This window comes from Streptomyces sp. NPDC086147, from assembly GCF_040702165.1.
Lineage (GTDB): Bacteria > Actinomycetota > Actinomycetes > Streptomycetales > Streptomycetaceae > Streptomyces.
Map to the genome: position 1 here is coordinate 89,095 of NZ_JBFBJO010000009.1, position 26,055 is coordinate 115,149.

Sequence of the window (26,055 nt, forward strand, 5' to 3'; positions counted from 1 at the left end):
GGACAAAAGACGCCCAACGTGTACACACGTCGAGCGCCTTTCGTCACATTCCGTCCGGCCGTGGACCGGGAAGGGTCAGAGCAGTCCGTCCCACATCTGCTCCAGAAGCACCGACCACCAGTTCTCCGGCGACGCCAGCGCCGCCGGATCCAGCATCGCCAGCTGCGCCTGGAAGTCCACCGTCCAGCGGCCCGCCTGCTCCGGGTTGAGCCCGAACCGCAGCCGCCACATCCGGCCGAGCAGCGCCATCGAGCGCGTGAACTCCGGCAGCCCGGTGTTCACGAACTGCGGCGGCACCGACTGCCCGCCCGGACCGGCCTCCACCGGCACCGCCACGATGTGCGCGGTCCCGTACTGGACGCACAGCGCCCGCCCGAAGTCCGAACCGACCACCAGGTACGAGCTCGCGTCCGGCGCCGCCTGCACCTGCCGCTGCGCCGCCAGCTCCGCCAGCGTCGGCACCACCGGCATCGCGGGCTGCGCCCAGAAGAACGGACCGAAGTCCGCCGGCAGCCCCGCCCACACCAGCGTGCGCGCCACCAGCTCCGGCACGCCCTGCCGCGACACCGCCCGCTGGTCGAAGCGGAGGATGCCCGGACCGAACGCCCCGGCCAGCTCCTGCGCGATCACCTCCGGCGGGACCGGCGGCGCCGGCTGCACCGGCGGCAGCGGCGCTCGCACCGGGGCGGGCCGCGCCGGACCGTCCGCGACCTGGTGCAACTCACCCTGATGGGTCAGCAGTTGACGCATGCCCTGCTGCCGGCCCGCATGGTCGCGACCGTACGGGGCGATGCTGGTGATCCGCGCCTGCGGCCACGTCTCCCGGATCATCCGCGCGCAGTAACCACCCGGCAGCTCGCAGGACTCCAGCTCCGTGTGCAGTTCGAGCACCTGCTGCGGCGGCACGTTCATCGCGCGCAGCTCGTGCAGGATCTGCCACTCCGGATGCGGGGTGCCCGGCGCCGAACGCCGGATGATCTGCGCCTCGGAACCGTCGGGCGCCCGGTAGCGCAGCACCGCCTGGTAGCCGGGACCGACCGTCGGCTGCCCCGCCGGCTGCTGCGGATAGCCGTACGCGGGCGGCGGCGTGTGCCCGCCGTGCACCGGCGGCGCCGGAGCGGGCGGGGGCGGCGGACCCGCCGGACCGCCGGGGCCCGGGTGCGCCAGCATCGTCGCCGCGTGCGCGACACCGCCCGGAGGCGTACCGGGCACGCCCGGCGGCGGCGGGGGCGGCGGAGGCACGCCCGGACCGGCCGGACCGGGCTGCGCCAGCATCGTCGCCGCGTGGTGCACGGGCTGCGGCGGCGTCACCGGACCCGGCGGGGCGGGCGGCGGCCCGGGAGGACCCGGCTGCGCGGGCGGCGGGGGCCCGTCGGGACCGAGCTGCGACACCAGCTGCGTCGGGATGTACGCGTTGCCGCCCGACGACGCGCCCGGCGTGCCCGGGACGCCCGGCGGGGGCGGCGGACCGGCCGGACCGCGACCGCTCTTCGGCGGCGCCGTGGCCTTGCTCGTCGTGGCGTCCGCGATGTCCCCGGCACCCGAGGGCGCGGGCGGCGGAAGCGGCGGGGCGGCCGGACCCGGCGGGGTCGCCGGAGTGACGCCCGGCGGGGGCGGCGCGGCCGGGTCGAGCCGGGGCGCCACGGCGGTCGGCGGCAGCGCGCTGCCGCCCTTCATCAGGGCGGTCGGCGCGTCGGCGCCCACCACCGGCTGCGGGGCGTCCTCGTCGTCCGTCCCCGTCAGCGGCGGCGCGAAGACGGTCGCGGGCAGCGGCACCGCCCCGTCCGCACCGCCGGAACTCGCGTTCGCGTCCACCCACGGGCTGCCCACGGGCGCGGGGGCGGGCGGGGCCGCCGGAACCGCGGGCGGCGGCACGGGCGCGGACGCGGGAACGCCGTCCATCGCGGTCGGCTCGTACGCGTCGTCGGAAGCGGTGCCGGGAGCCGCCCCGGAGGCGGCGCCGGACCCGGGGGTCCCCTGGGCGGGGATCCCGGAAGCCGTGGACGCCCCCGTCGCCACCGCGCCGGACGCCCCGGACACCGGCGAGGACGAAAAGTCCGCCGGGGACGGGGAGCCCGCCGGGGACGGGGAGCCCGCCGAGGACGGGGACGAGGACGGGGACTCGGCCGAAGCCGAAGACCCGGAGAACCCGGAAGGCCCGGAGGCCCCAGACGCCCCGGAAGCCTCAGAAGCTCCCGAAGAAGGAGAAGAGGACGCGGGGGAAGCGAAGGACCCCGAGGACCCGGAAGAGGCGGAAGACGCCGAAGAGACGGAAGACGCCACCGACGGCACCGGCCCCGTCCCGCCCGCCCCGTCCACCACGTCCGACGCGTCGTCCACCGGACCCGCCGCGCTCCCGCTCTCCTGCGAGGCGTGCGACTCCTCCCGCGGCAGCCCCGCCTTGTCCGCCGCGTCCTGCAACCACTCCGGCGGAGTCAGCAGGAACGACGTCTGGTTCAGATCGATCCGGGCCGCCGGCACCGCCGCCTGGGGCGGCACCTCCTCCGCGGACCCGTACTCCTCCTCGTACCGCCGGATCACCTCGCCCACCGGCAGCCCCGGCCACAGCGTCGCCTCACCGCTGTCCCGCGCGATCACCAGCCGCTGGCGCCCGCCGTCCGACGTCGGACCGCCCTCGCGGTCCTCCGCCCACACCACGAACCCCAGCCCGAACTCCCGCACCCGCACCTCGCGGTGCTGGTAGCCCGGCAGATCGCCGTTGATCCACTCCTCGGCGCGCTCCTGCGCCTGCGCGAACGTCACCACAGCCAGCTCACTCCCCCACCGGGACCACGGGCACGGCGCGCGCGAAGCCGCCGTCCACCATCAGGTTCGCCACCGTCTCCAGCTCCGGCGGATTGCCCGCCAGACGCTGGAGGAACGCGTCGAAGTCCGCACCGCACGGCAGCAGCAACCGCTCCACCCGCTCGTTCACCGACCAGCCCGCCGCGACCTCACCGGCGTCCCGCGCGTCGTCGTACGCGCAGAACCACACCGAACCGACCCCGCCGCCCCGCACCTTCAGGGCGATCAGACCGCCCTGCACGAACGCCACGCCCAGGTAGTCCTTCGTCAGGTGGTCGCGGAGGCACTTGTTCACGTACACCAGGTCGTTGACCCCCGCCTCCTCCCGCACCGTGAAGAACGGCTGGTCCACCAGGAGCCCCAGCTCCGCGTCGAGCGCCGCCCCCACCGGGGCGCACCCGCCCGCCGCCCTCAGGAACGAGCGGTACGCCCCCGGAAGCCGGTAGCCCAGGTCCTCCTCGACGCCCTGGAGCTGCTGCTCCGACACCGACACCCCGCCCTTCGGCAGCCCGAAGTGCGCGGGGCGCGTCTCCTGGAGCGGGCGCGTGCCCCGCTTCGCGTGGTCGACGGCGGCCGTCGCCACCCCGCCGTGGTGCCGCAGCAGCGCCTTCACCTCGACCGGCACCAGCTCCATCCGGCGGCTGTGCGCCACGTGGTGCCAGGTCCAGCCGTGCGGCGTCGCCACCGCCGGAATCGTGTCCCACAGCTCGTGCCCGGTCGCGGCCATCGCCGCGTTCGCCGACACGTAGTCCGTGAGCCGCAGCTCGTCGACGCCGAAGCCCTCCGGCGGATCCGCGATCTCCGCCGCCGCGCGCGCGTACGGCGAGAAGTCCGGGTAGCCGCGCCCGTCCACCCGCACACCCCTGGGGTGCCGGGAAGCACGGACCGGATCCGGGAAGTGCACGACCTGCCCGGCGTAGGCCGCGTTCGGTGGCGCGGTGTCCTGCCCGAGCCGACCTGTCGTCATGGCGGTTGCCCCCTGCATGGCGTCGCTGACTGCTACCGACAGCCGGACCGCTGACTGCCGCCGACTGATGCCGCACAGCCTATGCGCTGCCACAAGAGGCCGACCCGGCCCGATCCGACGGTGACCAAACGTCACGGCCCCATGACAGGCGCACCATGATTCCGACACACCGAAAGCGCGTTTCGGCGCCCCAGCTTCCCCATATGGCTCCCCATTTGGCAGGCTGTCCCCGCAACTCGGGGGGATTGCAGGAGGGGAAGACCAGGACCATGCACGCAGCAACGACGCCCACACAGGGTGACCCACGCCTCAACTGGAGCAGCAGCGCCGAGGCGGGCCGCGCTCCCTTACTGCGTCACCGTCGCGACGGAATCCTCCCCGCCGTCGGGGCCGCCCTCTCCGTGCGCGGCGAGACCCTCACCGGCACCGCGGGCCGCGGCGACCGCCCGCCCGTCCTGCACCCGCTCGTCCAGGACTTCCTGGACACCCTCACCAGCGGCCAGCGGGAACGGTTCACCGGGCGATGTCCCGAGGCGATCCTGCTCTCCCGGCACCTCGCCGCCGCCGAGGGCGGGCGCTCCCGGCGTGCCCAGCGCAAACCGCTCACCCACGGCGAGGCCCGCCGCTCCCTCAAGCACGCCAAGCTCACCGCGCGGCACATCCGCGAGGACGGCGACCCGCTGCACGGGAGCTACGCGCCGCCCTGCCGCTCCTGCACGGCGATGCTCGCCCACTTCGGTGTCCGCGCCGTCGACCCCACCACGCCTGTCGAGAACGGCTGACCGCATCTCCATGCCCGACCACAGCACCACCCGCTTCCCGGTCAACGTCGACGCCGCCCTCCGCGAGGCCGGCTGGCAGCCCGGCCGCTGGGACATCAAGCTCGCCGAGGAGTGGGCCGACGCCCTGCGCGCCCACGTCTCCCCCGCCGGCCACCGGCACAGCGTCTTCCCCGCCGTCGTCGAGGCCTGGGCGGAGTTCGGCGGCCTGCGGATCACCGCGCCCGGGTACGGCCGGCAGATAGCCCCCGCCGCCGTCCGCTTCGACCCGCTCGCCGGCCTCCACCTCTCCCGCACCCTCGCGGACCTCGGCCGCGCCCTGGACACCGAACTCGCACCGCTCGGGGAGGAGGGCGACCACCGGGCGGTCCTGGCGATGGACGCGGAGGGCCGCGTCTACAGCCTCGACCACGCGGGCGACTGGTACCTCGGCAAGGACATCGACGCGGCGCTCTCGGCCCTGGTGACGGGGTCGCAGCCGACACGGCTGACGGCGGGGTAGGCCGTACGAGGACGAAAGGAGCCCCGCCGGACACGCCCCGGGGCCCGATCCGGAGGACAGGCCCTACACCGCCTCCGGCTCCCGCACCGGCAGCACCGCCGACACCTTGAAGCCGCCCGCGTCCGTCGGACCGGACACGAACGCGCCGCCCAGCCGGGAGACCCGCTCCCGCATCCCCACGAGCCCGTTGCCCCCGCTCGGCAGACCGACGTCGGCGGCCCCCGCGTCCGAGGGGCACGGGCCGTTCTCCACCTGCATCGCGAACTCCGCCCCGCGGTGCGCCAGCCGCACCACGACCTCGGCGCCCACCGCGTGCTTGTGGACGTTGGTCAGGGCCTCCTGCACCACGCGGTACGCCGTGCGCTCCAGCTCCGGCGGGTACGCGCGCACCTCACCCGTCACCACGAGCTCCACGACCGCCCCCGCGAGCCGCGACTGCTCGCACAGCGCCTCCAGGGCGTCCAGGCACGGCCCGTCGTCGGCGGCGGCCTCGGCGGCCGCGGCGGCGGCCCGCCCGACGGCGGCCAGCGGCACCGGCGCGGGGGCGGCGGGCACGGTCCCCTCCCGCAGCACCCCGAGCATCTCCCTCAGCTCGGTCAGCGCCTGCCGGCCCATGTCGCCGACGAGGGCGGCGTTCTTCACCGCCTTCTGCGGGTCCTTCAGGGCCACCGCCTGGAGCGCGGCGGCGTGCACGACCATCAGCGACACCCGGTGCGCGACGACGTCGTGCATCTCGCGGGCGATCCGGGTCCGCTCCTCCTGCCGGGCCCACTGGGCCCGCTGCTCGGCCCGGTCGGCGAGGAGCGACAGCTCCTGCTCCAGGCTGTCGGCCCGCTCCCGCAGGCTCTCCATGAGCCGGCGGCGGGCCCCTATGTAGAGGCCGAGGAGGAGGGGCGGCGCGTTGAGCCCGAGGGTCAGGAGGAGCGCCATGCCCGGCACGTACCAGCTGCTCGTCTCCAGCTCGGCGCGGGCGATGTCCTGCCGCAGCGAGACCACCGTCACGACGAACACGGCCGTCGTGGACATTCCGGCCAGGACGGCGGTGATCCGGCGCGGCACGTCGGAGGCGGCGAGCGTGTAGAGACCGACGATCCCCATCAGGAAGCCCATCTCGGCGGACGAGACGGCGATCGACACGAGGACGACGGCGATGGGCCAGCGGCGGCGCACGACGAGCACGGAGCCGACGAGCAGCCCGAACACCACCCCGAGGGGCACGGGCAGTACGGCCTTCTCCGCGAAGCCGACGCCTTCGAGCCCGCACTCCAGCGCGGACACGACCGCGAGTCCCACGTCGAGGACGGCGCTCCGCCGTCTCCCCCACCACCGGCCCCCGACGCCCGCGGCGTCCCGATCTGCCCCCGTTACGGTCATGCCCACCACCCTACGGGCGGGCTGCGGCAGGGAGTCCCGCGACGGCGACCCGGCCGTCCCATGATCCGGATCTCCGGGAACGCGGAGCCGTACCGTCGCATGGAAGGGGCCTGGTACGGCATAGTAGAGGCCGCCGGGGTACGGGACTGACGAGATGTCCGTTTTGGCCTCATACGCCATCCCCTGTGGTGTAATTGGCAGCACTGGGGCTTTTGGTGCCCTATGTCCGGGTTCGAGTCCTGGCGGGGGAGCTGTGCGTCGCGGGTCCTGGCCTCCACGGTCAGGACCCGCGCTCATGTCCGCCCCCCGACCCCCCGGTATCCTTCGTGCGTCCACCACCCAAAGCCGAAGGGCATTCCCGTGAGCGCCAACCTCCCCCAAGTTCTCGGCTCCACTCGAACAGGGGAGGCCCCCTTGGCAGCCGTCGTCGTCCTCGCGGCGGGTGAGGGCACCCGCATGAAGTCGAAGACCCCCAAGGTCCTGCACGAGATCGCCGGACGTTCGCTCGTCGGGCACGTTGTGTCCGCCGCCCGTGAGCTGGAGCCCGAGCACCTCGTCGTGGTCGTCGGGCACGCCCGGGAGCAGGTGCGGGGACACCTGGAGGAGCACTACGCCGGCACCCGCACCGCCGTCCAGGAGGAGCAGAACGGCACCGGGCACGCGGTGCGCACGGCCCTGGAAGAGCTGGGCGAGGCGCCCGAGGGGACCGTCGTGGTCGTCTGCGGCGACACCCCGCTGCTCTCCGGCGAGACCCTGCGCGCCCTGGCGGACGCCCACGCGGCCGACGGCAACGCCGTCACCGTGCTGAGCGCCGAGGTCCCCGACTCCACCGGTTACGGGCGGATCGTGCGGGACGCGGCGACCGGCGCCGTGACCGAGATCGTCGAGCACAAGGACGCCTCCGACGAGCAGCGCGCGATCCGGGAGATCAACTCCGGCGTCTTCGCGTTCGACGGGAAGCTGCTCGCCGAGGCCCTGGGCCAGGTGCGGACCGACAACAGCCAGGGCGAGGAGTACCTCACCGACGTGCTGTCGATCCTGCGCGAGGCCGGGCACCGGGTCGGCGCCTCCGTGGCCGCCGACCACCGCGAGATCCTCGGGATCAACAACCGGGTGCAGCTCGCCGAGGCCCGCGGCCTGCTGAACCGGCGCCTCCTGGAGCGCGCCATGCTCGCCGGCGTGACCGTCGTCGACCCCGGTTCGGTGTTCGTCGACGTGACGGTGACCTTCGAGCAGGACGCGGTGCTCCTGCCCGGTACGCAGCTCCTGGGCGCCACGCACGTCGGCGAGGACGCCGTGGTCGGCCCGAACACGCGCCTGAAGGACACCACCGTCGGCGCGGGCGCCCGGGTGGACAACACGGTGGCGGATTCGGCCACGGTCGGCGCGGGCGCCTCCGTGGGCCCGTACGCGTATCTGCGTCCGGGCACGAACCTCGGCGCGAAGGCCAAGGCGGGCACGTACGTCGAGATGAAGAACGCGACGATCGGCGAGGGCACCAAGGTCCCCCACCTGTCGTACGTGGGCGACGCGACGATCGGCGAGTACACGAACATCGGCGCGGCGAGCGTCTTCGTGAACTACGACGGCGAGGCGAAGCACCACACCACGATCGGGTCGCACTGCAAGACCGGCTCGGACAACATGTTTGTGGCTCCCGTCACGATCGGGGACGGCGCCTACACGGCCGCCGGGTCCGTGATCACGAAGGACGTGCCGGCCGGCGCCCTGGCCGTGGCCCGGGGCCAGCAGCGGAATATCGAGGGCTGGGTGGCCCGGAAGCGGCCCGGCAGCGCCGCCGCGCAGGCCGCTCAGGCCGGCTCGGAGGGTTCCGCCGGCGAAAGCTGACCGGAAACGGCTACGCCGAACTCGGCGTACCGTGATACGTGCACACAAATTCGGCTGGTTCGCTCACGCGCACGGGAGCGCGGGATCGCGGCCAGGGAACACGTCTGAGGAGACAGTGCTGTGACCGGGATCAAGACGACCGGCGAGAAGAAGCTGATGCTCTTCTCCGGCCGCGCCCACCCCGAGCTGGCCGAGGAGGTCGCGCACCAGCTGGGCGTCGGCCTCGTTCCCACCAAGGCGTTCGACTTCGCCAACGGTGAGATCTACGTCCGCTTCCAGGAGTCGGCCCGTGGTGCGGACTGCTTCCTGATCCAGAGCCACACGGCTCCGATCAACAAGTGGATCATGGAGCAGCTGATCATGATCGATGCGCTGAAGCGGGCCTCGGCCCGCAGCATCACCGTGATCATCCCGTCGTACGGCTACGCCCGTCAGGACAAGAAGCACCGCGGCCGCGAGCCGATCTCGGCGCGTCTGGTGGCGGACCTGCTGAAGACGGCGGGCGCGCACCGGATCCTGACCGTGGACCTGCACACGGACCAGATCCAGGGCTTCTTCGACGGCCCGGTGGACCACCTGTCGGCGCTGCCGGTCCTCGCGGACTACGTGGGCGCGAAGGTCGACCGCTCCAAGCTGACGATCGTCTCCCCGGACGCGGGCCGCGTGCGGGTCGCCGACCGCTGGTGCGACCGTCTGGACGCCCCGCTGGCGATCGTGCACAAGCGGCGTGACAAGGACGTCGCCAACCAGGTGACCGTGCACGAGGTCGTCGGTGACGTGAAGGGCCGCGTGTGCGTCCTGGTGGACGACATGGTCGACACGGGCGGCACGATCTGCGCGGCGGCGGACGCCCTGTTCGCGCACGGCGCCGAGGACGTCATCGTGACGGCGACGCACGGCATCCTGTCGGGTCCGGCGGCCGACCGTCTGAAGAACTCGAAGGTCAGCGAGTTCGTGTTCACGGACACGCTGCCGGTTCCGGGCGCCCTGGAGCTGGACAAGATCACGGTGCTCTCGATCGCGCCGACGATCGCGCGCGCGGTGCGCGAGGTGTTCGAGGACGGTTCGGTGACGAGCCTCTTCGAGGAGCACTGAGCCTCCGAGAAGGAGTGGGAAGGGCCGTTTCCCCGGTGGGGAGGCGGCCCTTTCCCGTGCTCCCGCTGATCCATTTGGGCGGTCGGGGGGACGGCGGGTAGACTGCCGGGGTTGCTCGGCGAGGGAGGCCGTACCCGTAGGGGTTCACGGCGGTCCGTTATCGACGCGCTCTTCGTAGCAGGCCATCGCCAGTCGTGGCCGGGTGACCACGTCTTCCGTCACCTTCTACGAGGAGTGCCACATGTCCGAGGTCAAGATCGCCGCCTCCGCCCGTTCGGAGTTCGGCAAGGGCGCCGCCCGCAGGATCCGTCGTGCCAACCAGGTCCCCGTCGTCCTCTACGGCCACGGCACGGACCCGGTCCACCTGACCCTCCCGGGCCACGAGCTGCTGCTCGCCCTGCGTACGCCGAACGTCCTGCTCTCGCTCGACATCGACGGCAAGGGCCAGGAGCTGGCGATCCCGAAGGCCGTGCAGCGCGACCCGCTGAAGGGCTTCCTGGAGCACGTCGACCTGATCCTCGTGAAGCGCGGCGAGAAGGTCACCGTCGAGGTTCCGGTCCAGGCCGAGGGCGAGCTGGCCGCCGGTGGCAACCTCCTGGAGCACGTGCTGAACACCCTCTCGGTCGAGGCCGAGGCCACCCACCTGCCCGAGTCCTTCTCGGTCTCCGTCGAGGGCCTGGAGGCCGGTGCCTCCGTCCTCGCCAAGGACATCGAGCTCCCCAAGGGCACCACCCTGGTGACCGACGCCGACGCCGTCGTCCTCCAGGTCCTGGCCGCCCAGGCCGAGGAGCCGGCCGCCGAGGGCACCGAGGTCGCCGAGGGCGAGGCCGTCGAGGCCGCCGCCGAGGGCGACGAGGCCTGAGCCGTAGGCTCTTGCTCGACGTGACGGGGTGACCGGGCCGCACGGCCCGTCACCCCGTTTCCCTTGTACGGGTACGGACGCGACGGCGTACGGACACCACGGCTTACGGACACGAGGAGACCTGACGCACATGACGGACGACGCCGACGCCCCCTGGCTGATCGTCGGCCTCGGCAACCCGGGGCCCGAGTACGCGGCGAACCGCCACAACATCGGCTTCATGGTCGTGGACCTGCTCGCGGAGCGGATCCGCGGCTCGTTCAAGCGGGCCCAGAAGGCACAGGCGCAGGTCGTGGAGGGCCGGATGGGCCCGCCCGGGCCTTCGAGCCGCCGGGTGGTCCTGGCGAAGCCGATGTCGTACATGAACCTGTCGGGCGGTCCGGTGACGGCGCTGCGCGACTTCTACAAGGTGCCGACGGCGCACGTGGTGGCGGTCCACGACGAACTGGACGTCGACTACGGGGTGCTGCGGCTGAAGCTGGGCGGCGGCGACAACGGGCACAACGGCCTGAAGTCGATGACGAAGGCGATGGGCGCCGACTACCACCGGGTGCGGTGCGGGATCGGGCGTCCGCCGGGCCGGATGCAGGTCGCGGACTTCGTCCTGAAGGACTTCTCGTCGGCGGAGCGCAAGGACCTGGACTGGTTCGTGGACCGGGCGGCGGACGCGGTGGAGTGCCTGGTGGCGGAGGGCCTCGAACGGGCGCAGTCCGCGTACAACTCCTGAGGCCGGCCGTACGGACGCACGGATGTACGATCGCGGGTCATGACGCACGTCCGTAACGCCGCCCTGGCCCTGGTCGCCCTGCTCCTCGTCGTCGCGGGCGTGTGGACCTCGTGGGCCTCGGCCCAGCACGTGCTGCTGGGCAAGGGGCGCGAGCACGGCACTTTGACGGTGACGGCCTGCGGCGAGGAGACGTGCAGCGGGCGCTACGTTCCCGGGGAGCCCGGCTCGGCGCGCCGCGCGCTGACGATAGGGCGCTCGGTGGCGGCGGAGCCGGGGGCGACGATCCCGGTGGTGGTGAAGCCGGGCACGGACGAGGGCGTACGGGCGGGCTGGGGCGGCGGGCTGCACGCCTGGCTGCCGCTGGGCGGTGCGCTGCTGCTCGCGGCGCCGCTGGTCGGGTGGCTGCGGCTGCCCCGGACAGCGTGGTCGTTCGCGGGGCTCGGCGGGGGGTTGCTCGTGGCGGCGTTCTTCGCGCTCTGAGCGGTACGTGTGAAGGAGCCCCTTCCGGGGTCTGTCCCGGAAGGGGCTCCTTCATGTCCGTGCGAGGCGGGGTCAGCCGGTGTTGCGCAGGCCCGCCGCCACGCCGTTCACCGTGAGGAGCAGGGCCCGCGCGAGCAGCGGGTCCGGGTCCTCCTCGTGCTCGGCGGCCGCGCGCTGGCGGGCGAGGAGGGCGACCTGGAGGTAGGAGATCGGGTCCAGGTAGGCGTCGCGGATGGCGAAGGTCTGCTGGAGGACCGGGTTGGAGTCGAGGAGCTTCTCGCCGCCGGTGATCTTGAGGACCTCGGAGACGGTCAGCTCGTGCTCGGCCCGGATGGTGTCGAAGACGTGCTTGAGGTCGTCGGGGACCAGGGTGTCGACGTAGTGGCGGGCGATGCGCAGGTCGGTCTTCGCGAGCGTCATCTCCACGTTGGAGAGGAAGTTGCGGAAGAAGTGCCAGTGCTCGTACATCTCGCCGAGGACCGGGGCGCCTTCCTGCTGCGAGCCCCCCTCGCGCAGGGCCTTGAGGCCGGAGCCGACGCCGAACCAGCCGGGGACGATCTGGCGGGACTGGGTCCAGCCGAAGACCCACGGGATGGCGCGGAGTCCGTCGAGGGAGACGCCGGAGCCGGGGCGGCGCGAGGGCCGTGAGCCCAGGTGCAGGTCGGCGAGCTGGTCGACGGGGGTGGAGGCGAGGAAGTACGCCGGCAGGCCGGGGTCCTCGACGAGCTTGCGGTAGGCGGTGTGGGCGGCGTCGGAGACGGTGTCCATGGCCGCGTCCCAGCGGGCGAGGGCCTCGTCGGACTGGCGCGGCGCGGTGTGCAGGGCGGAGGCCTGCAGGGTGGCGGCGACGGTCAGTTCGAGGTTCTCGCGGGCGAGGGACGGGATGAGGTACTTGTCGGAGATGACCTCGCCCTGCTCGGTCACCTTGATCTCGCCCTCCAGGGTGCCCCAGGGCTGGGCGAGGATGGCGTCGTGGGAGGGGCCGCCGCCGCGGCCGACGGTGCCGCCGCGGCCGTGGAAGAGGCGCAGGCGGACGCCGTAGCGGTGGGCGACGTCGCGCAGGCGCCGCTGGGCGCGGTGGATCTCCCACTGGGAGGTGGTGATGCCGCCGAACTTGGAGGAGTCGGAGTAGCCGAGCATGACCTCCTGGACGTCGCCGCGGAGCGAGACGAGGCGCCGGTAGGAGGGGTCGGCCAGCATGTCGTTGAGGATGACGTCGGCGGCCTTGAGCTCGTCGGTGGTCTCCAGGAGCGGCACGATGCCGATCTTGGCCCAGCCGGCGTGCAGGTCGACGAGGCCGGCCTCGCGGGCGAGGACGGCGGCGGCGAAGACGTCGTCGGCGCCCTGGCACATCGAGATGATGTACGACTCGATGACCTCGGGGCCGAAGCGCTCGAAGGCCTCCTTGACGGTGTGGAAGACGCCGAGGGTCTTCTCTCCGGCGGCGTCGAGGGGGGCCGGGGTGGGGGCGAGCGGGCGGCGCGAGCGCAGCTCCTTGGCGAGCAGCTTCTGCCGGTAGTCGCGGGGCATGTCCGCGTACCGCCAGGACTCCTCGCCGAGGCGGTCGAAGAGCTGGCCGAGGGCGTGGTGGTGGGCCTCGGCGTGCTCGCGGACGTCCATGGTGGCGAGCTGGAGGCCGAAGGCGGAGAGGGTGCGGATGACCCGGTCCATGCGCCCGTCGGCGAAGAGGGCGCCGCGGTGCTCGCGCAGCGAGGTCTGGATGAGGGTGAGGTCGTCGATCAGCTCGGCGGTGCCGAGGTAGTCGCGGCCCTCCTGGTGGGCGGTGCCGGTGGCGAGGCGCTCACGGGTGTTGACGAGCTTCTGCCGGACGCAGGTGGCCTTGAGCCGGTACGGCTCCTCGGCGTTGAGGCGCTTGTAGCGGGGGCTGATCTCGGGGAGGAGTTCCAGGTCGCGCCCGAGGGACTCCAGGAGCTCCGGGGTGGCTCCGGTGTAGCGGATGGAGTTGGAGAGGAGTCCGCGCAGGAAGTCGACCAGTTCGAGGGCGTCGGTGATGCCGTGCTCGTGCTGGAGGATCAGGATGTCGCGGGTGACCTGGGGGGTGACGTTGGGGTTGCCGTCGCGGTCGCCGCCGATCCAGGTGCCGAAGGTGAGCGGGCGGGTGCCGGCGGGCAGCTCGACGCCGACGCGCTCCAGCTCGGCGGCGAGGTCCTCCAGGACGTCGCCGACGGCGCCGGCGTGCAGCTCGTCGAGGTAGTAGATGGCGTTGCGGGCCTCGTCGGCGGGCTCGGGTCGGACGACCCGGAGTTCGTCGGTCTGCCAGATGAGGTCGATGTTCTCGGCGAGGCGCAGGTCGGTGCGGCGCCGGTCGGCCTGGGCGATCGGCGTCTCCAGGAGGGCGGCGATCCGGCGCAGCTTGTTGAGGACGGAGCGGCGGGCGGCCTCGGTGGGGTGCGCGGTGAAGACGGGCCGCACGTTGAGGTTCTTGACGGTTTCGCGGACGTGCTCGGGGTCGCCGTCCTTGAGCATGTCGACGGTGCGGGCGAGGAGGCCGCCCTCGGCGGCGCGCTTCTCGCGGAGCTCGCGGCCGCGGTGGACCTGCTCGGTGACGTTCGCGAGGTGGAAGTAGGTGGAGAAGGCGCGCACGAGCTTGGCGGCCGTCTCGAGTTCGACGCCGCGGAGCAGCTCGGCGGCGGCCTCGCCGTCCTCGCGGGTGAGGCCGCGGACGCGCTCGACGAGGTCGAGGAGTTCGTGGCCCTCCTGCCGGACGAGGGTCTCGCCCAGGAGGTCGCCCAGTCGGCGGATGTCGGCGCGCAGCTCGGTGCTGGCGGTGGAGGTCTGGTCGGCACTGCTCACAGGTGCGGCTCCTTGCAGTGTTTCAGCACGTCTGGAGGTGTTCTGGAGGCTTGCGGACCGCGCTGTCCGACGCACCAAGGATAGGTGGCCGTCCCTCCGGTGGCGGCCGGACCCCTCTTGTGCCCTCTTGCCGCGCGCCACGACGCTGCCATACTTACGACACCGTAGGTTACGGAGCCGTAGCCACGGGACTGTTCACGTGCGCGTTTCCGCGCGCGTCACCCCTTCTGCCCTCACCTCCCAGGGAGACCCATGACCATGAGTCCCGAGATGACCTCGGCGCCGGAGGCGCCGGACGGTCCGGACGGCGCCGGGGCCCTGCCCTTCGCCACGCTGGGCGGTGACAGGAAGGGGTCGGTCGAGCAGATCGCCCTGACGCTGTTCATCGTGGTGCCGTTCCTGGCGGTCCTCGCGGCGGTGCCGCTGGCGTGGGGCCGGGGGGTGAGCTGGCTGGATCTCGGCCTGCTGGTGGCGATGTACTTCATCGGCTGCCACGGGATCACGATCGGTTTCCACCGGTACTTCACGCACGGCTCGTTCAAGGCGAAGCGGCCGCTGCGGATCGCGCTCGCGATCATGGGGTCGCTGGCGGTGGAGGGCCCGCTGGTGCGCTGGGTGGCGGACCACCGCAAGCACCACAAGTTCTCGGACGCGGAGGGCGACCCGCATTCGCCGTGGCGGTTCGGCGAGACGGTCCCGGCGCTGATGAAGGGCCTGTGGTGGGCGCACATCGGCTGGATGTTCGACGAGGAGCGGACGCCGCAGCACAAGTACGCCCCCGATCTGATCAAGGATCCAGCGCTGCGGGCGATCTCGCGCCAGTTCGTGCTGTGGACGGTCGTGTCGCTGGCGATCCCGCCGCTGGTGGGCGGTCTGGTGACGTGGTCGTGGTGGGGCGCGTTCACGGCGTTCCTCTGGGGCTCGCTGGTGCGGGTGGCGCTGCTGCACCACGTGACGTGGTCGATCAACTCGATCTGCCACGCGGTGGGCAAGCGGCCGTTCAAGTCGCGCGACCGCTCGGGCAACGTGTGGTGGCTGGCGGTCCTCTCCTGCGGCGAGTCGTGGCACAACCTGCACCACGCGGACCCGACGTCGGCGCGGCACGGGGTGCTGCGCGGGCAGATCGACTCCAGCGCGCGGCTGATCCGCTGGTTCGAGAAGGCGGGCTGGGCGTACGACGTGCGCTGGCCGGCGAAGTCCCGCATCGAAGCCCGCCGCCAGGGCGTGTCCGCAGACGCGGCATGATGGAGGACGTGGCGATCGAGGGCAGGACCGGCGGCAGTGGCGGCAGCGGCGGAGAGCAGAAGCCCCGGCGCGGGCGCCGGGTGCGGATGACGGGCGCGGAGCGCCGGGAGCAGCTGCTCGACATCGGCCGCACGCTGTTCGCCGCGAAGGGCTTCGAGGGCACGTCGGTGGAGGAGATCGCGGCGAAGGCCGGGGTCTCCAAGCCGGTGGTGTACGAGCACTTCGGGGGCAAGGAGGGGCTTTACGCGGTCGTGGTGGACCGGGAGATGCGCCAGCTCCTGGACGGGGTGACGGGGGCGCTGACGGCGGGGCATCCGCGGGAGCTCCTGGAGCAGGCGGCGTTCGCGCTGCTCGACTACATCGAGAACTACACGGACGGCTTCCGGATCCTCGTACGGGATTCGCCGGTGGCGCAGTCGACGGGCACGTTCGCGTCGCTGATCAGCGACATCGCCACGCAGGTGGAGGACATCCTGGGCCTGGAGTTCAAGGCGCGGGGGTTCGATCCGAAGCTGGCGCCGCTGTACGCGCAGGCGCTGGTGGGCAGTGTGGCCCTGACGGGCCAGTGGTGGCTGGACGTGCGCCGCCCGAAGAAGGCGGAGGTCGCGGCGCACCTGGTGAACCTGGCGTGGCACGGCCTGGACGGGCTGGAGCAGAAGCCGCGGCTGATAGGCCACCGGAAGAGCTGACGGGCCGGTGGCACCGGCGGGGTCCGGGGTCTGACCGGGCGGGCCGACAGGGCGGACCGGTGAGACCTACCGGCGAGGCGGGGCCCGTGGGGCCGGGCGACAGGGCGGACCGTGGGCGGGAAGGTTCGGACCCGGCAGCCGGAGGGCGTCCCCGGTTGCCGGGCGTACGCGTCGACGCCCTGTCGGAGGGGCGGGATATGCTCCTGCCGAAACCGGGAGGGTGTTCGCCCCCGGCGCGCGTCCTCCACGCGCGCGGGTGTCGCAGAGCCCCGCACCCGGTCCGTGGTCATCTGATCCCTGGGGGGGATCTCTTGCGTTCTGTGCGTTCCACGCGTGCGCGCCTCGCGGCCTGCACCGCTCTCGTCCTCTCCGCGGGCATGCTGCTCGCGACCCCGGCGTCGGCCGACAGGCCCTCGCCCCGCCCGGCCGTCGAGAAGCCGGCGCCCGGCTTCGCCCCGCCGACCCTGCGGATCCCGGAGGCCGCCGGCGCGGCCCGCCCGGGCGCCGCGGGGGCGTCCACGGCCCGTCCCTCTCCGCTGCTGTCGGACTTCGACCGCGACGGGTACGGCGACCTGGTCTACCGTGCCTGGAACGGCGGCCTCTACACCGCCACGACGACGGACGGGGGCGGGCCCTTCCTCGCGGAGGCCACGGAGCCCGTCAAGGACGTCATCCCGATCGGGGACCAGGACGGCAACGCCGGCCCCGAGGTCCTGACGCTCTCGCCGAGCGGCGTGCTCTCCCTGTACGAGAACGCCACGCCCACCACCGCCTCGTACGCCTGGCGGGGCACCGGCTGGCAGACCTACAACAAGGTCCTCGCGCCCGGCGACGTGAACGACGACGGCCGCGCCGACCTGCTGGCCCGCGACCACGCCGGGAACCTGTACTTGTACTACGCCACCGGCGACCGCAAGGAGCCGTTCTCCGCGCGCGTGAAGGTCGGCCCCGGCTGGAACATGTACGACCAGCTCCTCGGCATCGGCGACAACAACGGCGACGGCTGGGCCGACCTGCTGGCCCGCGACCCCGCGGGCGTCCTGTGGTTCTACCCCGGCAAGGGCGACAAGTCGGCGCCGTTCGGCGCCCGCAAGGCCGTCGGCGGCGGCTGGAACGCGTACAACCAGATCCTCGCCGTCGGCGACGACAACGCGGACGGCAACGGGGAGCTGGTCGCCCGCGACAAGAAGGGCACCTTCTGGTACTACGTCGGCGTGGGCAAGGGCTCCTTCGCGACCCGCCGGCAGTCCGGCAGCACGGGCTACTGGGCGGGCGTCCCGCAGTTCGGCGGCGCGGGCAACATCCCGGTCACCGGCGAGAAGGAGGGCGTCCTGGCGCGGGACAGGGCCGGCACGCTGTTCTGGTACGGCAGCAGGACCGACGGCCTGCTCGCCGACCGGGGGCAGATCGGCGAAGCGGGTGGCTGGGCGGGGGTCGGCCTCGCGCACCTGTCCTCGCTGGACCCGGACGCCTCGTCGGACGTCGCGTGGGTCGACCGGGGCGGCCTCTACGTCGAGGGCGCGTACATCGGCCCCGGCTGGGACGCCTACGACGTGCTCGTGGGTCCGGGCGACCTGACCGGTGACGGGAAGGGCGACCTGCTGGCCCGGGACAAGTCCGGCGTCCTCTACCTGTACGCGGGCAACGGCGCGGGCACCGCCTTCGGCGGCCGGATCAAGGTCGGCCCCGGCTGGGGCGCGTACGACCGGATCGTCGGCGCGGGCGACCACACCGGCGACGGCCGTACGGACATCCTGGCCCGCACTCCGGGCGGCGACCTCTATCTGTACGCCGGCACCGGCAGCGCGACCGCTCCGTTCAAGGACCGGGTGAAGATCGGTCCCGGCTGGCAGACCTACGCCAAGCTGGTCGCCCCCGGCGACCTCGACGCGGACGGCAAGGCCGACCTCATCGGCGTCGCCCCCGACGGCAAGCTCTACCGCTACCTCAACACCGCGCCGGGCGTGTTCTCCGCGCGCGTCGTGTTCGGCTCCGGGTTCCAGATCTACGACTCCCTGTCCTGACGGCCCTGCGTCCCGTCGGCCCGCGGGCCGACGGGCGTTCGGCACGGCCCGTCCGGGGGATCCGGGAGGCTCCGGATCCCCCGAACAAAACCCCTGGCAGACCGTGGGGCCCGGGGTAGGATCATGTTCAACATCCGGGGGGGTGTTCCCATCTTCGAACGAAGCCGTCTCGGCGTGCCCGCAGGGCCCGCGCCGACGCCGTTCGATGCCGTGCGAGCCCTCTCGTCCGACCTCTTTTCTCGTTCGAGTTCGCCGCACCTCTGATCCCTGGGGGGAATCTCTTGTTCTTCGCGCACTCCAAGCGTGCCGGCCGCGTCGCCGCCTGCACCGCTCTCGCCCTCTCCGCGGGCATGCTCCTGGCGGGCCCCGCGTCCGCCGACCCGACGCCGCCTCCGGCCGTCACCAAGGGGGCAGTCCAGCAGAAGGCGCCCTCCTTCACGCCTCCGCAGCTGACGCTCCCTCAGCGGGAAGTCCGCGCGGGCGCCGCCACCGCCACGGCCAAGGCCGCGCCGCTGCTGTCCGACCTGGACCGCGACGGCTTCGAGGACCTCATCTTCCGCGCCGTGGACGGCGAGCTCTACTCCGCCACGTCCAGCGGCCAGGGCGACCTGTTCGACCTCCTCCGTACCGACGACGTCGCGAAGGAGATCATCCCGATCGGCAACCAGGGCGGCGCGGGCGAGCCCGAGGTGCTCGCCCTCTCCGAGAACGGCACGCTGAGGCTGCACCGCGACGCCGGCCCGTACGGCACGCCGACCTCGTCGCTCGTGGGCGGCGGCTGGCAGGTCTACAACAAGGTCACCTCGCCCGGTGACGTGAACGGCGACGGCCGCGCCGACGTGATCGCCCGCACCAAGGACGGGTACCTGTACCTGTACCTGGGCACCGGTAACCTGTCGAAGCCGCTCGGGGCCCGGACGTCGATCGGCCCCGGCTGGGGCGCGTACGACCAGATCGTGGGCTTCAGCGACGCCAACGGCGACGGCAGGGCCGACCTGTACGCCCGCGACAACGCCGGCACGCTGTGGTTCTACGCCGGCACCGGCAAGCCGGCCGCGCCGTTCGGCGCACGCAAGGCCATCGGCGGCGGCTGGGGCACCTACACCCAGCTCCTGCCCGGCGGCGACGGCTTCCTGCTGGCCCGGGACAACGTGGGCACGCTGTACGTCTACCCGGGCAAGGGCAACGGCACCCTGGCCGGGCGCCAGAAGTCCGGCAGCACGGGCAGCATGAAGGGCATCGTCCACTTCGCCAACGGCGGCGGCACCGCGTACACCGGCAAGGAGGGCTTCTTCGCCACCACGCCCGCCGGAGCCCTCTACTGGTACAGCAACGACACCGTCGGCAAGCCGAGCCCGCGCGTACTGGCCTCCGACAACGGCTCCTTCAACGACACCTTCGTCCCCCTGCACTTCTCCTCGCTGAACGGGGACGGCCTCTCGGACCTCGGCATCCTCACCTACGGCGACCTCTACGTCGAGGGCGAGTACATCGGCCCCGGCTGGGACGCCTACGACCGGATCGTGGGCCCGGGCGACCTGACCGGCGACGGCAAGGGCGACCTGCTGGCCCGGGACAAGTCCGGCGTCCTCTACCTGTACGCGGGCAATGGCGCGGGCACCGCCTTCGGCGGCCGGATCAAGATCGGCCCCGGCTGGGGCGCGTACGACAAGATCGTCGGTGCGGGCGACCACACCGGCGACGGCCGTACGGACATCCTGGCCACCACCCCGGGCGGCGACCTCTACCTCTACCCGGGCACCGGCACCGCGACCGCTCCGTTCAAGGGCCGCGTGAAGATCGGTCCCGGCTGGCAGACCTACGCCAAGCTGGTCTCCCCCGGCGACCTGAACGCCGACGGCAAGGCCGACCTCATCGGCGTCGCCCACAACGGCGACCTGTTCACCTACCTGAACACCACGCCGGGCAAGTTCTCGGCGCGGGCCAGGTTCGGCCCCGGCTTCCAGATCTACAACTCGATCTCCTGACGGGCCCGAGCCCGCGGGCGCCCCGTACCGGTCATCCGGTGCGGGGCGTCCGCGCGTTCAGGCCGGTCGACGTCCGAGCCGGTCGATGTTCAGGCCGGTTTGCGGGCGACGGCGAAGACGCGCCGGAACGGGAAGACCGTGCCGTGCGGGCCGGGCGGGTAGGCCTCGCGCAGGAGGGCGCGGTACTGGCCGAGGAAGGCGTCGACCGCCTCCCGGTCGTCGCCCAGGGCGGTGAGGACGGGCCGCAGCGCGGTGCCCTTCACCCAGTCGAGGACGGGGTCCTCGCCCTGGAGGAGCTGGCAGTACGTGGTCTCCCAGACGTCCGCCTCGCAGCCGAGGCCGACGAGGCGGTCGAGGTACTCGGCGGTGCCGAGGACGTGGACGAAGCGGCGCCCCTGGTCGCCGAGGCGGTCGCGCCACCCGGGGCTGTCGCAGAGGTCGCCGAGCAGGGCGTGGCTGGGCGAGACGAAGTTGCCGGGGACCTGGAAGGCGAAGCTGCCGCCGGGGCGCAGTCCGTCGATCCAGCGGGCGAAGGACTCGGGGTGGTTGGGGACCCACTGGAGGGCGGCGTTGGAGACGATCAGGTCGTAGGGCTCGTCCGGGGTCCAGTGGGCGGCGTCGGCGGGCCGGAAGTCGATCCAGCCGCCTCCCCCGGTGGCCCCCGCCCAGTCCTTGTCGGCCCGTTCCAGCATCTCGGGCGAGAGGTCGAACCCGGTGATGTGCGCGTCGGCCCACCGGTCGGCGAGGAGGGCCGTCACGTTGCCGGGGCCGCAGCCGAGGTCGGCGATGCGGGCGGGCCGGCCCGTGGCCGGCAGGTGCGGTATTCGGGCGAGCAGATCGAGGAAGGGCCGGGCGCGGTGCCCGGAGTGGCGCAGGTACTGCTGCGGATCCCACGTGGGCGCGGCGGATTCCACGGAATGCATGTTCGAAGCCCCCTTGCTGGAACGAATGGCCGAAGCGGAACGGTGTTCCGGCCGGGTCCCTTCCCCATAGTTCGACGAACTATATCTTGATGTCAAGAATCTTTACATAAAGAAACTTCAGCTGAAGAGACTTTATGTCAACAGACCCTCTACACTGATCGTCATGGAGGACGAGGTCGACCGACTGGTCGCAGCATGGCGCCGCGAGCGCCCCGACCTCGACGTGGAACCGCTCGAGGTGCTCAGCCGCGTCTCGCGGCTCGCCCGGCACCTCGACCGCGCCCGTCGGCTCGCCTTCTCCGAGCACCAGCTGGAGCCCTGGGAGTTCGACGTCCTCACCTCGCTGCGCCGTGCCGGAGCGCCCTACCAGCTCTCCCCCGGCCAGCTCCTCACCCAGACCCTGGTCACCTCCGGGACCATGACCAACCGCATCGACCGGCTCGCCAAGAAGGGCCTCGTCGAGCGGCTCCCCGACCCCAGCGACCGCCGCGGGGTCCTCGTCCGGCTCACCCCCGAGGGCCGCGACCGCGCCGACGAGGCGCTCGCCGGGCTCCTCGCCCAGGAGCGCGCCATCCTGGCCCGGCTCTCCGGCGCCCAGCGCGCCGAACTGGCCGCCCTGCTACGCCGGCTGACCGCCCCGTTCGACAACGTCCCCGGCTAGGACGGCCGCGGCCGCCGGCAGCGGCTCCGCGGGCCCCACGCCCGCGCGGCGGGCCAGGGCCACCGCCGCCAGCGTCGAGTGCACGCCCAGCTTCCCCAGCACGTTCTGCATGTGGGTGCGGACGGTGTGCGGGGACAGGAAGAGGCGCTCGGCGACCGCCTTGCGGCCCAGGCCCGCGACCATGCAGCGCAGCACCTCCCGCTCGCGCGGGGTCAGCGACTCCACGAGCCGCTCGCTGTCGGTGCGGTGCTTGCGGGCCGCCGTCAGCTCCCGCAGGACGCCCGTGAGCAGGGCCGGCGGCAGGTGCGTCTCGTCCCTGAGGACCCCCCGGACCACCGCGAGCAGCCGCTGGAGCGAGCAGTCCTTCGCGACCCAGCCCGACGCCCCGGCCTGGAGGGCGAGCGCGGCCCGGTGCGGGTCGTCCCGCTCCGCGAGGACGACGGTCCGGAGGGCCGGCTGGATCCGGCGCACCCCGGCCACCAGGGAGATCCCGTCCACCGCGCCCTCGCCGTCGTCGGGCACCACGCGGGCCACGGCCGTCCCGGGCGGGCCCGCGCCCAGCTCGGCGTCGACGAGCAGCACGTCGAACCTGCGCCCCTCCGCCGCGCCCCGCTCCAGACAGCGCAGGGCGGCCGGGCCGCTGCCCGCCGCGGCGACGTCGACGTCCGGCTCCGCCGCGAGGGCGGCGGCCAGCGACTCGGCGAAGATCCGGTGGTCGTCCACCACCAGGACCCGGATACGTGCCACGGACACCCCCATGCGTCGAGGAACGGACCGGCGCGGGCACGGCGCCGGGGGCGGGTCCGTCGTGGGACACGGCCGCCGCCGTGCGTGGACAGATACCCCCGCCCACGGCGCCGTACCCGGCGGTTCTCGTCCCCTGGACGGCGTCGGCCCCCGCCGGCACCGCCCCTCAGGGTAGGGGCGGTGCGTCACGGCGGGGGCCGAATCGCGGAACTGTCGGGGGCGGCGGCCGGAACCGCCGTGGGCCGGGGCCGGAAAGGGCTCCCCGAAGGCGGCGGACGCTCTCGGCGGCGGGTCTCCTCAGAGGCGGCGGGCGCCCGCCGAGGGGACGGCCGGGAAGACGCCCGGGGCCGCGTGCCCGGCCAGGGCGAAGGCCTCCCCGACGGCGGCGGCGACCTTCTCCGCCCGGTCGGTCTCCACCAGGACGACGGCCGAGCCGCCGAAGCCGCCGCCGGTCATCCGGGCGCCCAGCGCCCCGGCCGCGTTCGCCGACTCGACCACCAGGTCCAGTTCGGGGCAGGAGACCCGCAGGTCGTCCCGGAGGGAGGCGTGGCCCTCGGTGAGGACCGGGCCGACCGCCCGGGGGTCGCCGGCGTCCAGCAGCGCGATCGTCCGCTCCACGCGCGCGTTGTCCGAGACGACGTGCCGCACGTACCGCCGGACCGTCTCGTCGTCCAGCCGTGCGAGCGCTTCCGGCAGACGCGCGGCGTCGACCTCGCGCAGGGTGCGCACGCCGAGCGCCCGCGCGCCCGCCTCGCACCCGGCGCGCCGCTCGGCGTACGCGCCGTCCCCGAGCGCGTGCTTCACGCGGGTGTCGACGACCAGCAGCGTCAGCCCCTCGGCGGCCAGGTCGAAGGGGACCCGGCGGTACGACAGGTCGCGGGTGTCCAGGTGGAGGGCGTGGCCCTCCTCCGCGCAGGCGGAGGCCATCTGGTCCATGATCCCGCAGGGCACGCCGACGAAGGCGTTCTCGGCGCGCTGGGCGAGCCGGGCCAGCTCGGGCCGGGAGAGCCCGAGCCCGAACAGGTCGTTCAGGGCGAGCGCGGTGACGACCTCCAGGGCGGCCGAGGAGGAGAGTCCGGCGCCGGTCGGCACGGTCGAGGAGAGGTGCAGGTCGGCCCCCGTCACCGGGTGCCCGGCCTCCCGCAGCGCCCAGACGACCCCGGCCGGGTAGGCCGCCCAGCCGCCGCCGGAGAGCGGTTCGAGGGAGTCCACGGCCAGCTGGACGACTCCGCCGTCGACGTCGGCCGAGTGCAGCCGCAGGACGCCGTCGTCGCGGCGGGAGACGGCGGCGACGGCGGTGTGCGGGAGGGCGAGCGGCAGCACGAAGCCGTCGTTGAAGTCGGTGTACTCCCCGATGAGGTTGACCCGCCCGGGGGCCGCCCAGATCCCGTCGGGGGCGGTCCCGTAGAGGCTCTCGAATCCGGCCGCGACGCTCACGGGCGCTCTCCTTCTCTGCTCCGGGCGAAGGCCCAGGCGTCGGTGACGACGTCCGCCAGGTCGGGGCGGGAGGGGGTCCAGCCGAGCCGTTCGCGCGCGGTGTCGGCGGAGGCGACGAGGACGGCGGGGTCGCCGGGGCGGCGCGGGGCGACGACCTCGGGAACCGGGTGGCCGGTGACCTTCCGGACGGTCTCGACGACCTCGCGGACGGAGAAGCCGTTGCCGTTGCCCAGGTTGCAGATCAGGTGCTCGCCCGCCGTCATGGCGTCGAGGGCGAGGAGGTGGGCCTCGGCGAGGTCGGCGACGTGGATGTAGTCGCGGACGCAGGTGCCGTCCGGGGTCGGGTAGTCCTCGCCGTACACGGAGATCGCCTCGCGCCGGCCCAGGGCGACCTGGAGGACGAGCGGGATCAGGTGCGACTCGGGCTCGTGGCGCTCGCCGTACGGGCCGTACGCCCCGGCCACGTTGAAGTACCGCAGCGAGACGGCGGCCAGGCCGTGGGCGGCGCACTCGCCGCCGATCATGTGGTCCACGGCGAGCTTGGTCGCCCCGTAGGGGCTGGTGGGGGCGGTGGGCGCGGTCTCGGGGATCGGCACGGTCTCCGGCTCGCCGTAGGTGGCGGCGGTGGAGGAGAAGACGAGGCGGCGGACCCCGGCCGCGCGCATGGCGGCGAGCAGGGCCATGGTGCCGCCGACGTTGTTCTCCCAGTACTTCTCGGGCTCGGCGACGGACTCGCCGACCTGGGAGGAGGCGGCGAAGTGCAGGACGGCGTCGTAGGAGCCGTCGAGCCACCGCGCGGCGTCCTGGACGCGTCCCTCGACGAACTCGGCGCCCTCCGGGACGCCTTCGGCGAAGCCGGTGGAGAGGTCGTCGAGGACGGTGACCCGGTGGCCCCGTTCCAGGAGGTGGGCGGCGACGACGCCGCCCACGTACCCCGCTCCGCCTGTCACCAGATACCTGCGCGTCATGCGCTCGCCACCTCTCGCAGTCGTCGGGCCGCGTCCTCCGGCCGCACGTCGTTCATGAAGGCCCCCATGCCGGACTCGGTGCCCGCGAGGAACTTGAGCTTGTCCGGGGCCCGTCGGACGGTGAAGAGCTCCAGGTGGAGCCCGAAGTCCTCGCGCCGCCCGTCCGTGAACGGCGCCTGGTGCCAGGCGGCGATGTAGGGGGTCGGCGGTGCGTCCGGGCCGAAGATCCGGTCGAAGCGCCTCAAGAGTTCCAGAAGGACCTGTGGACACTCTGTGCGGGCGTCGCCGTCGAGGGCGAGCAGGTCGGGCACCCGCCGCTTCGGGTGGAGGTGCACCTCGTAGGGCCAGTGGGCGGCGTACGGCACGAAGGCGATCCAGTGGTCGGTCTCCAGGACCACCCGCTCGCCGTCGGTCCGTTCCCGGGCGACGACGTCGTCGAAGAGGTTCCGTCCGGTGGCCTCCCGGTGCTCGTCGATCCGGCGCCGCATGGCCGCCGTCCGGGGCGTCACGTAGGGGAAGGCGTAGATCTGGCCGTGGGCGTGGGGCAGGGTGACGCCGATCTCGGCGCCCCGGTTCTCGAAGCAGTAGACCTGCTCGACGCCGGGGAGGGCGGAGAGCGCGGCGGTGCGGTCGGTCCAGGCGTCGAGGACGAGGGCGGCCCGTTCCTCGGTGAGGTCGGCGAAGGAGTCGGTGTGGTCGTCGGTGAAGCAGACGACCTCGCAGCGGCCGACGCCGCCGGAGAGGGAGGGGAAGCGGTTCTCGAAGACCGCCACCTCGTAGCCCTTCTCGGGGATCTCGCTCTCGCGGCCGTCCCGGGAGGGGCAGAGCGGGCAGGCGTCGGCCGGCGGGAGGTAGGTGCGGTCCTGCCGGTGGGAGGCGACGGCGACCGGGTCGCCGGTCAGCTCGTCGTACCGGATCTCGGAGAGGGAGACGACGCGGGTGAGGGGGCGGGGGTCGGCGGCGGTGCGGACGGTGTCCTCACGCGCGTCGTAGTAGATGAGCTCGCGCCCGTCGGCGAGCGTGGTGACGGTCTTCTTCACGGGATGCCCTCCGGGCAGGACCAAGCGTGATCAAACATAACCACGCACAAAGAATCACATTCAAACATCGCCGTCAATGG

At 73.2% G+C, this 26,055-nt stretch carries 22 protein-coding genes and 1 tRNA gene; 14 read left to right on the forward strand and 9 right to left on the reverse strand.

Going from position 1 to position 26,055, the window contains the following annotated elements:
* Positions 1 to 75: 75 nt before the first annotated feature.
* Entirely contained in the window at positions 76 to 2,019 is a 1,944-nt protein-coding gene (locus AB0398_RS20780; RefSeq protein ID WP_366377066.1) for an SUKH-4 family immunity protein, read from the reverse strand.
* On the opposite strand from AB0398_RS20780, the gene AB0398_RS20785 reads away from it, so the two are divergent.
* Positions 2,000 to 2,704, forward strand: a complete 705-nt coding sequence (locus tag AB0398_RS20785) for a hypothetical protein (RefSeq protein ID WP_366377067.1) — start codon at positions 2,000 to 2,002, stop codon at positions 2,702 to 2,704. The genes AB0398_RS20780 and AB0398_RS20785 overlap by 20 nt on opposite strands.
* A gap of 69 nt (positions 2,705 to 2,773) precedes the next feature.
* Here AB0398_RS20785 and AB0398_RS20790 read toward each other — a convergent pair whose 3' ends face one another.
* On the reverse strand, positions 2,774 to 3,772 hold the full coding sequence (locus AB0398_RS20790; protein ID WP_366377068.1) for an SMI1/KNR4 family protein: 999 nt from the start codon (positions 3,770 to 3,772) through the stop codon (positions 2,774 to 2,776).
* Positions 3,773 to 4,041: 269 nt separating this feature from the next.
* Here AB0398_RS20790 and AB0398_RS20795 point away from each other — a divergent pair, with 269 nt between their 5' ends.
* Both AB0398_RS20795 and AB0398_RS20800 read left to right on the forward strand, forming a co-directional pair.
* The gene (locus tag AB0398_RS20795; RefSeq protein WP_366377069.1) at positions 4,042 to 4,554 is read left to right on the forward strand and encodes a YwqJ-related putative deaminase; all 513 of its coding nucleotides are present in this window, start codon (positions 4,042 to 4,044) and stop codon (positions 4,552 to 4,554) included.
* A 10-nt stretch (positions 4,555 to 4,564) separates the two neighbouring features.
* On the forward strand, positions 4,565 to 5,053 hold the full coding sequence (locus tag AB0398_RS20800) for an SUKH-3 domain-containing protein (RefSeq protein WP_366377070.1): 489 nt from the start codon (positions 4,565 to 4,567) through the stop codon (positions 5,051 to 5,053).
* 63 nt (positions 5,054 to 5,116) lie between these two features.
* Here the strand turns inward: AB0398_RS20800 and AB0398_RS20805 are convergent, their stop codons facing one another.
* A complete protein-coding gene (locus AB0398_RS20805; protein ID WP_366377071.1) occupies positions 5,117 to 6,427 on the reverse strand; it encodes a histidine kinase in 1,311 nt (436 codons plus the stop codon).
* A 179-nt stretch (positions 6,428 to 6,606) separates the two neighbouring features.
* Here AB0398_RS20805 and AB0398_RS20810 point away from each other — a divergent pair.
* The 6 genes from AB0398_RS20810 (at position 6,607) to AB0398_RS20835 (ending at position 11,439) form a co-directional block, all read left to right on the forward strand.
* Positions 6,607 to 6,678: transfer RNA gene (locus tag AB0398_RS20810), tRNA-Gln, on the forward strand.
* A 163-nt stretch (positions 6,679 to 6,841) separates the two neighbouring features.
* Positions 6,842 to 8,275 (forward strand): bifunctional UDP-N-acetylglucosamine diphosphorylase/glucosamine-1-phosphate N-acetyltransferase GlmU, encoded by a 1,434-nt coding sequence (glmU, locus tag AB0398_RS20815; RefSeq protein WP_366377072.1) that lies wholly within the window; start codon positions 6,842 to 6,844, stop codon positions 8,273 to 8,275.
* 120 nt (positions 8,276 to 8,395) lie between these two features.
* Positions 8,396 to 9,370 carry a ribose-phosphate diphosphokinase gene (locus AB0398_RS20820; protein WP_030216703.1) on the forward strand — a complete coding sequence of 325 codons (975 nt, stop codon included), beginning with the start codon at positions 8,396 to 8,398 and terminating at the stop codon, positions 9,368 to 9,370.
* Between the two features lie 241 nt (positions 9,371 to 9,611).
* A complete protein-coding gene (locus tag AB0398_RS20825) occupies positions 9,612 to 10,232 on the forward strand; it encodes a 50S ribosomal protein L25/general stress protein Ctc (protein ID WP_366377073.1) in 621 nt (206 codons plus the stop codon).
* Positions 10,233 to 10,362: 130 nt separating this feature from the next.
* The gene (pth, locus tag AB0398_RS20830; RefSeq protein WP_366377074.1) at positions 10,363 to 10,959 is read left to right on the forward strand and encodes an aminoacyl-tRNA hydrolase; all 597 of its coding nucleotides are present in this window, start codon (positions 10,363 to 10,365) and stop codon (positions 10,957 to 10,959) included.
* Positions 10,960 to 10,998: 39 nt separating this feature from the next.
* Positions 10,999 to 11,439, forward strand: coding sequence for a hypothetical protein (locus AB0398_RS20835; protein ID WP_366377075.1), 441 nt, complete (start codon positions 10,999 to 11,001; stop codon positions 11,437 to 11,439).
* Positions 11,440 to 11,511: 72 nt separating this feature from the next.
* Here the strand turns inward: AB0398_RS20835 and ppc are convergent, their stop codons facing one another.
* The gene (gene ppc, locus AB0398_RS20840; RefSeq protein ID WP_366377076.1) at positions 11,512 to 14,253 is read right to left on the reverse strand and encodes a phosphoenolpyruvate carboxylase; all 2,742 of its coding nucleotides are present in this window, start codon (positions 14,251 to 14,253) and stop codon (positions 11,512 to 11,514) included.
* 270 nt (positions 14,254 to 14,523) lie between these two features.
* Between ppc and AB0398_RS20845 the strand changes: the two genes are divergently transcribed.
* The 4 genes from AB0398_RS20845 to AB0398_RS20860 all read left to right on the forward strand — a co-directional run bounded on the left by AB0398_RS20845 (position 14,524) and on the right by AB0398_RS20860 (position 20,199).
* Positions 14,524 to 15,498, forward strand: a complete 975-nt coding sequence (locus AB0398_RS20845) for a fatty acid desaturase (protein ID WP_366377238.1) — start codon at positions 14,524 to 14,526, stop codon at positions 15,496 to 15,498.
* Positions 15,498 to 16,187, forward strand: a complete 690-nt coding sequence (locus AB0398_RS20850) for a TetR/AcrR family transcriptional regulator (RefSeq protein ID WP_366377239.1) — start codon at positions 15,498 to 15,500, stop codon at positions 16,185 to 16,187. Before AB0398_RS20845 ends, AB0398_RS20850 begins: the two co-directional genes overlap by 1 nt.
* A 320-nt stretch (positions 16,188 to 16,507) precedes the next feature.
* Entirely contained in the window at positions 16,508 to 18,211 is a 1,704-nt protein-coding gene (locus AB0398_RS20855; protein WP_366377077.1) for a VCBS repeat-containing protein, read from the forward strand.
* Positions 18,212 to 18,492: 281 nt separating this feature from the next.
* A complete protein-coding gene (locus AB0398_RS20860) occupies positions 18,493 to 20,199 on the forward strand; it encodes a VCBS repeat-containing protein (RefSeq protein ID WP_366377078.1) in 1,707 nt (568 codons plus the stop codon).
* 89 nt (positions 20,200 to 20,288) lie between these two features.
* Here AB0398_RS20860 and AB0398_RS20865 read toward each other — a convergent pair whose 3' ends face one another.
* Positions 20,289 to 21,122, reverse strand: a complete 834-nt coding sequence (locus tag AB0398_RS20865) for a trans-aconitate 2-methyltransferase (protein ID WP_366377079.1) — start codon at positions 21,120 to 21,122, stop codon at positions 20,289 to 20,291.
* A 163-nt stretch (positions 21,123 to 21,285) separates the two neighbouring features.
* Between AB0398_RS20865 and AB0398_RS20870 the strand changes: the two genes are divergently transcribed.
* A complete protein-coding gene (locus tag AB0398_RS20870; protein ID WP_366377080.1) occupies positions 21,286 to 21,783 on the forward strand; it encodes a MarR family transcriptional regulator in 498 nt (165 codons plus the stop codon).
* Here the strand turns inward: AB0398_RS20870 and AB0398_RS20875 are convergent.
* The 4 genes from AB0398_RS20875 to galT form a co-directional block, all read right to left on the reverse strand.
* On the reverse strand, positions 21,742 to 22,530 hold the full coding sequence (locus AB0398_RS20875; protein WP_366377081.1) for a response regulator transcription factor: 789 nt from the start codon (positions 22,528 to 22,530) through the stop codon (positions 21,742 to 21,744). The two genes, AB0398_RS20870 and AB0398_RS20875, sit on opposite strands and share 42 nt — an antisense overlap.
* A 297-nt stretch (positions 22,531 to 22,827) precedes the next feature.
* Positions 22,828 to 23,967, reverse strand: a complete 1,140-nt coding sequence (galK, locus tag AB0398_RS20880; protein WP_366377082.1) for a galactokinase — start codon at positions 23,965 to 23,967, stop codon at positions 22,828 to 22,830.
* Entirely contained in the window at positions 23,964 to 24,935 is a 972-nt protein-coding gene (galE, locus tag AB0398_RS20885; RefSeq protein WP_366377083.1) for a UDP-glucose 4-epimerase GalE, read from the reverse strand. The genes galK and galE overlap by 4 nt, the downstream gene beginning before the upstream one ends.
* Positions 24,932 to 25,975, reverse strand: coding sequence for a galactose-1-phosphate uridylyltransferase (gene galT / locus AB0398_RS20890; RefSeq protein WP_366377084.1), 1,044 nt, complete (start codon positions 25,973 to 25,975; stop codon positions 24,932 to 24,934). Before galT ends, galE begins: the two co-directional genes overlap by 4 nt.
* Positions 25,976 to 26,055: the final 80 nt, after the last annotated feature.

Bases quoted from the DNA above. Each gene is read 5' to 3' on its own strand.
- AB0398_RS20790 (WP_366377068.1), bottom strand. From the start codon at position 3,772: ATGACGACAGGTCGGCTCGGGCAGGACACCGCGCCACCGAACGCGGCC.
- AB0398_RS20795 (WP_366377069.1), top strand. From the start codon at position 4,042: ATGCACGCAGCAACGACGCCCACACAGGGTGACCCACGCCTCAACTGG.
- AB0398_RS20800 (WP_366377070.1), top strand. From the start codon at position 4,565: ATGCCCGACCACAGCACCACCCGCTTCCCGGTCAACGTCGACGCCGCC.
- AB0398_RS20805 (WP_366377071.1), bottom strand. From the start codon at position 6,427: ATGACCGTAACGGGGGCAGATCGGGACGCCGCGGGCGTCGGGGGCCGG.
- AB0398_RS20825 (WP_366377073.1), top strand. From the start codon at position 9,612: ATGTCCGAGGTCAAGATCGCCGCCTCCGCCCGTTCGGAGTTCGGCAAG.
- pth (WP_366377074.1), top strand. From the start codon at position 10,363: ATGACGGACGACGCCGACGCCCCCTGGCTGATCGTCGGCCTCGGCAAC.
- AB0398_RS20835 (WP_366377075.1), top strand. From the start codon at position 10,999: ATGACGCACGTCCGTAACGCCGCCCTGGCCCTGGTCGCCCTGCTCCTC.
- AB0398_RS20845 (WP_366377238.1), top strand. From the start codon at position 14,524: ATGACCTCGGCGCCGGAGGCGCCGGACGGTCCGGACGGCGCCGGGGCC.
- AB0398_RS20850 (WP_366377239.1), top strand. From the start codon at position 15,498: ATGGAGGACGTGGCGATCGAGGGCAGGACCGGCGGCAGTGGCGGCAGC.
- AB0398_RS20865 (WP_366377079.1), bottom strand. From the start codon at position 21,122: ATGCATTCCGTGGAATCCGCCGCGCCCACGTGGGATCCGCAGCAGTAC.
- AB0398_RS20870 (WP_366377080.1), top strand. From the start codon at position 21,286: ATGGAGGACGAGGTCGACCGACTGGTCGCAGCATGGCGCCGCGAGCGC.
- galE (WP_366377083.1), bottom strand. From the start codon at position 24,935: ATGACGCGCAGGTATCTGGTGACAGGCGGAGCGGGGTACGTGGGCGGC.